We start from the raw sequence: 4,608 nt of genomic DNA on the forward strand, positions 1-4,608 counted from the left end.
GGTCCTGGTCGCCGGCCTTGGCCAGCACCGCCAACCGCCGGCCGCGCAGATCCGGCGGGGACGCCGCCTGCGCGGAGCGCCAGGTGGGATCGAGCACCGCCAGGCCCCGGGCCAGCAGGCCCATGTCGCGGGCGATCAACCCCGGGGTGCCGTTGACGAAACCCAGCGGCAGCAGGCCGGCGCTGGAGAAGCGCCCCTGGGTGGGCCGCAGGGTCACGGCGCCGTTGTAGACGGCCGGCAGGCGCAGGGAGCCGCAGTTGTCGCTGCCGAGGGCCAGGGGCACGAAGCCCGCCGCCACCGCCACGGCGGAACCGGAGGAGGAGCCCCCGGGGCTGAGCCAGGGGTCGTAGGCGTTGCCGACCCGCCCCGCCGCCCCCGACAGCCCGCGGATGCCGAAGGCGAACTCGTCCATGGTGGTGGTGCCGACCACGATCGCCCCAGCGGCCCGCAGCCGGGCCACCGCCTCGGCATCGGCCGCCGGCTGGTTGCCCAGCAGGGCCAGGGATCCGGCCGCCATCGGCTGGTCGGCGGTGGCGAAGTTGTCCTTCACCGCCAGCGGCAGGCAGTCGAGGGGGCCGGCGGGGGCGCCCGCCGCCCGGGCGCGGTCGTGGGCGGCAGCCTGCTCGAGGGCGTAGGGGTTGAGCTGCTGGAAGGCGTTGAGGGGCGGTCCGGAGCCGGTGGCCAGGTTGCGGCGCAGGATCTCCGCCTGCACCGCCCGGATCCGGGCCTCGCAGGTGGACGGGGGCGACTCCAGCGCGGGTGCTGCCGAAGCCAGGGCCGCCGACGGGACAGGCAGGACCAGCCCAGTGAGCAGCAACCCCCTGCCGAACCCCATGGCCCCTCAGCGCACCGGGGAGGCGCCACCGGCCCGCATCAGCCGCTGCAACTGGCCGCTCTCCAGTTCCAGCACCCGGCGGGCGAAGTCGGGATCGCGCTCCAGCACCGCATCGAAGGAATCCACCGGCACGGCCAGCAGGCGGGTGCCGTCGGCTTCGGCCACGATCGTGCTCTCGGAGGCGCTGTGGGTGAGCACCTGGAGTTCATCGAGCACCCGGCCGGGCTGGAGATCCTTCACCCAGGTGCGCTCGCCGTCCCGGTGATGGACCCGGGCAATGCCCTCGATCAGCAGCAGCAGTTCGCGGCAGGTGTCGCCCGCCTCGGTGATCAGCTCGCCCTTGGCGAAGCAGCGCACATCGGCCTGGGAGGCCAGGGCATCGAGGGTGTCGGCATCGCTGCGGCGGAAGAAATCGCTGGTGGCCAGGAACACCCGCTTCTCCAGCTCCGGGAAGCCCCGCAGATCCGGGGGACCGTCGAGGGCCTCGACCGCCTGGGCGGTCTGGCGCAGCAGGGGTGGTGCCCCCGCCGCGCCCAGCTCGGCCGCCAGGGCCCGGGCTTGGCCACCATCGAGGCAGGCCGTCAGGAACAGGGCGGCGGCCGCCAGTTTCGGACTGGGATCGGCGGCCAGGCTGGCCAGGAAGCTGAGGGTCTCGTCGACGGGCACCTCCAGGGAACAGGAAGGGGCCTCGCCGCCGGGGTGCGAAAGGGTCTCGGCGACGGCCGCCGGCAGGCGGCGCTCCCAGCCCTCGCGGCGCAGCAGTTCTGGCAGCTCCAGCGGGGCGATGGCCTGCAGCCGCTGCACCAGGCCCGGCACCGCCGGATCCTCCTGGAGGGTGGCGAGGCCATCGAGGATGGCCCGCAGGGTCAGTTCCTTGCGCAGCTGCAGCCGGTCGTCGAGCAGGGCCAGCACGGCCGACTGGTGACGCAAGGCGCTCTGGTGCAGGGCCCGGTAGCCGTCGGTGAGGGCCGGCAACCGCCCCAGCAGCAGCTCCAGCTTGTGGATCGCCGCCGCCGCGGGGGAGAGGTCGTCCAGCACCCGCTCCTCCTCGAGCGAGGAGATGCCGTATTCGCGCCGCAGCGCCTGCAGGGAAACGCCATCGGGGCCGCCCGCCACGGGGCCGCTGCCGAGGCGCTGCACCAGCATCAGGCGCTCCAGCGACTTGCGATAGCCGCTGAGGCGGATCTGGTCCTCCAGGCTGCGGCGGCTGTCGGGATCGAGCAGGCCGGGATCCTCGACGCCGAGCTCATCGAGCAGCTGGCGGTGCTCGCCGTCGCTGATGCCGAGGGAGAGGCGCATCTGCTTGAGCACCTCCAGGCTGCTGGCGGCATTGACGAAGCCCTCCTCCAGGGCTTCCCGCACCACCCCCTTGTAGGCCTCGAGCCGCTTCTGGCCGGTGAAGCCTGGCAGCACCTTGGCCAGCACATACACCTCCTCGCTGCCCAGGTCGGCGAGGGAGCGGCCATCGAGATAGCGGCCGACGTCGAGGTCGAGGCGGGTGAGCTGCTTGCGGAAGCGCTCGGCCAGGTTCTCGCGGCCGTAGAGGTCGGGGGACCGGTTCCAGGCCCGGTAGAGCCAGAGGGTGCTGACGGCCACCAGGGTCACGTCGAACAGGTACTGGACCCAGTCGGGAGCGAGCAGCAGCAGCGGCCGGCCGGCGAACAGGAAGAAGAAGTTGAACGCCAGAAAGGTGGCCACCACGAACACCCGATGGCGGATCCGCTCGCGGTCGGGCTCGGCGCCGCGGCGCCGCACCCGGCTCCGCAGGGCCGACTCGATCGCCCGGCCGGCGACCGTCCCCAGCCAGGTGCACAGCCCCAGGAACAGGGGCACCGCCACCAGCTTGGGCACATCGATCGCCTGGCCGAACAGGTAGAAGCCCGGCCGCAGCAGCTGGGCCAGCTGGTCCTCCTGGCGCAGCCAGACGCCTGAGAAGTAGTAGTCCCAGTTGCCGGCGTAGACGTAGTAGTAGACGAAGTAGCCGAACACCAGGCCCACATAGCCGTAGCGCTCGAAGGCGAAGGCGGGGCTGGGCAGCTTGGCCCAGTAGGTGCGCTCGGCGTCGATGTCGATGCAGGGCTGCTGGCAGGCCACGCAGGCGCTCTGTTCACTGCCGTCGGGCAGGACGGTCCGGCACATCGACTGGGTGATCGGCGTGCTGGCCATGTGGGCCTTGCTGCCCAGCAGGCCCGTGGGGGTGGAGAAGACGCTCTGCACCGGAGCCATTGGGCAGAAGTACTGGCACCAGCTCTTGCCGCCGTAGAGCCAACCCACGGCGATGGCACAGACGATCGTGAAGCTGAGCCAGGCGAACAGCACCAGGCGGTCGGCATTGAAGAAGAGAATCCGGCCGCAGAGGCCGACGAACAGCCAGCCAAACTGCAGCCGGGAGTAGTGCTTGCCCAGCCAGGACTCGCCCGGCACCTTGGCCAGCTGCAGACGCTTCTCGCCGGTCTTGGGGTTCACCTTGGCGATCTGGCGCTGCAGCCCCAGGGCGCGGGGGATCTGGGAGAGGAAGGAGAGCGGGCAGATCCGCCGCCACAGCTCATGGCCGAACACCAGCAGGATGAAGATCCCCGAGGGCACCACCAGGCCCCAGAACAGGGTGGTGCCCAGGGGATAGGGGGTCTCGCTCAGGCAGAGGCCCTGCACCGTCACGCAGGACTCCGGCAGCCGCAGGGGGCTCCAGGGGTGGTCGGGCTCGGTGAAGCGGGGCGTGAACGGGTCGTAGAGCAGGGAAAGGATGATCAGCAGCCAGCCGGTGGTGAGCCCCCAGCGCACCAGATGCATCCGCCGTTCCGTCACTACTGACCCGCGCCGCTGCGCCCAAGTGGCGCTGACCATAGCGATGGCCTCCGAAAGCTGACTGGCCGGCGGTGCCGGGGGCCAGAGGCTGCCATCCTCACGGTGGAGGCCGAGGCCCGCAAACATCACCGGATGGACTTCTTCGATCGCCAGTGGTCCACCTACCGGGCGGTGGTGGACCACGACCTGATGCAGCACCGGGCCCTGACGGCGGCCCTGAGCCAGGCGATCAAGGCCTGGCTGGCGGCCCGGCCGGCAGGGGCACCACGCGCCCGCATGGTGGATCTCGGCTGCGGCGACCTGGCCGTGATGGCGCCGCTGCTGCGTGGTCTGCCGCTGGGCTCCTACCTGGGCGTGGACCTCTCCGCCCCGGTGCTGCCCCGGGCCGCGGCCGCCCTTGGCCCGGTGCCTTACCCCTGCCAGTGGCGGCAGCAGGATCTGCTGGCCTGGGCCGAAGCCGAACCGGGGCCCGACGCGGTCGACCTGCTCCACTCCGCCTTCGCCATTCACCATCTCAGCGACGACGACAAGGCCCGCTTCCTGCGACTCTGCCGCCGCCATCTGGCCCCGAACGGCCTGTTCCTGTGGGCCGACGTGTTCCGCCCGCCCGGGGAAGACCGCCTGGCCTACGTGGCGCGCTACGTGGGGCGGATCCGCAGCGGCTGGGGCGTGCTGGCGCCCGAGCAGCAGCAGCCGGTGATCGACCACCTCAGCCAGTTCGACCTTCCGCCGGATCGGGACGCCATCCGATACGCCGCCGAGGCCTGCGGCTGGCAGTGGCAATGGCTCTGGCAGGGCGACCACCAGGCCGAAGCCCTGGCGGTGCTGACGGCGGCCTAGCTGTGATTTCCCACCAGGTTGTTCATGCCTGCAACTGAGCGAGCCGCTGCTGGGGGGTGAGGCCACCCAGGGCCATGTGGCACCTGCGGCCGTTATAGATCCGCAGGTAGGCCGGCAGCAGCTCATTG

At 71.6% G+C, this 4,608-nt stretch carries 3 protein-coding genes; 1 reads left to right on the forward strand and 2 read right to left on the reverse strand.

Going from position 1 to position 4,608, the window contains the following annotated elements:
* A partial coding sequence (locus VB739_RS16225; protein WP_323358050.1) for an amidase family protein occupies nucleotides 1–835 on the reverse strand: 835 nt, incomplete at its 3' end.
* Nucleotides 836–841: 6 nt separating this feature from the next.
* Entirely contained in the window at nucleotides 842–3,679 is a 2,838-nt protein-coding gene (locus VB739_RS16230) for a cyclic nucleotide-binding domain-containing protein (RefSeq protein ID WP_323358051.1), read from the reverse strand.
* 93 nt (nucleotides 3,680–3,772) lie between these two features.
* Here VB739_RS16230 and VB739_RS16235 point away from each other — a divergent pair, with 93 nt between their 5' ends.
* Nucleotides 3,773–4,480 (forward strand): class I SAM-dependent methyltransferase, encoded by a 708-nt coding sequence (locus VB739_RS16235; RefSeq protein WP_323358052.1) that lies wholly within the window; start codon nucleotides 3,773–3,775, stop codon nucleotides 4,478–4,480.
* Nucleotides 4,481–4,608 lie beyond the last annotated feature (128 nt).

Source organism: Cyanobium gracile UHCC 0281 (genome assembly GCF_034931305.1).
Lineage (GTDB): Bacteria > Cyanobacteriota > Cyanobacteriia > PCC-6307 > Cyanobiaceae > Cyanobium > Cyanobium gracile_A.